General features: G+C 75.5%; 1 pseudogene. It reads left to right on the top strand.

What is annotated here, in order from left to right:
* Positions 1–1,258, top strand: a pseudogene (locus MEICH_RS29285) (hypothetical protein); the annotation flags it as partial.

Below are 1,258 nucleotides of genomic sequence, written 5' to 3' on the forward strand. Positions count from 1 at the left end.
CGTGGCCTTCGGCGCGCCCGCCGAGGCCGGCTTCCAGGCCGAGCTGCGCTCCAACGGCGGCGACCTCCGCGCCCCCGACCGGCTCGAGCGCGTCCTGATCGGCGTGAACAAGCGGGCCGAGCGCGAGCGGGTGGTGCTGGGCAGCCTCGTGGCCTTCGTGATCGAGCTGCACAACCCCGCCGACCACACCGTGCGCTTCGAGCTGCAGGACATCCCCGGCGAGGGCCTCGAGATGGCCGAGCTGCCCCAGGGGCAGATTCCCTTCGGGACGGCGAAGCCGTACGCCTGGGAATTCGTCCTTGAACCCGGCCAGCGCGCCGAGGTGCGCCTGGAGGGCAAGCCCGCGCGGGTGGGCAGCCTGGAGAACCAGGCCCTGGCCTTCGCGGGCGGCGTGCCCGTGTCCTTCCCCAGCAAGGCGGCGGTGGCGGTGCTGCCGGTGCTCGAGCCCGCGCGCACCTCCACCATCCGGCTCGAGTTCACCGCCGAGAGCCCCTCGGGGGCGGGGGTGAACCCCGCCGCGCCCGGGGGCGAACGCCTGCTGCTCACCCACCTGCCGCCCAGCGAGGCGGCGGGGGAGGGCGAGGCGGTCCAGGCGCTCTACGAGCCCGGCTCGGCCCGCCTGGACGGCAACCCCCTCCCCGACCCCCGCGTCGACGGGCAGGGGCGGCTGTACTTCGAGATCCCCTACCAGCCCGGCGGGGTGCTGAGCTACCAGGTGCGCCACCGCGCGGCGCTGGGCCCGCTCGAGGCCCCCACCCTCACCCTGGGCGTGGCCGACCGCGAGGTGCTGCTGCAGGGCCGCGTGCCCTTCGCCGCGCTGCAGCAGACCCGGCCCCTGGAGGCCAAGGCCCGCCAGGGCTTCATCCAGGAGCCCCTGCCGGGCACGGTGTTCCGCGTGGACAAGGCCCGGGTGGTGCTGGTGATGCCCTACGGCCTGGAGTTCGAGCTCCGGGTGGGGGGCGAGCCCGTGACCCGCGCCAGCCTGGGCCAGGCCGAGTACGACAGCGCCAGGGGCACCCAGCGCCTGGAGTACTACGGCCTGCCGCTGCGCCCGGGCTCCAACCTCATCGAGTTCGACAGCCCCGCCGGCTCCGACCGGGTGGAGGTCTTCCTGGCGGGCAAGCCCGTGCGGCTGGTGGCCCGACCGCTCAAGCTCTACGCCGACGGGCGCACCCCGCTCGAGCTCGAGCTCCTGGCCCTCGACGCGGGCGGCCTGCCCAGCGGCTTCGGCCCGCTCACCCTCGCCGGCTCCCTCGAG

It is taken from the genome of Calidithermus chliarophilus DSM 9957 (genome assembly GCF_000430045.1).
In the GTDB taxonomy this organism is placed as follows: domain Bacteria; phylum Deinococcota; class Deinococci; order Deinococcales; family Thermaceae; genus Calidithermus; species Calidithermus chliarophilus.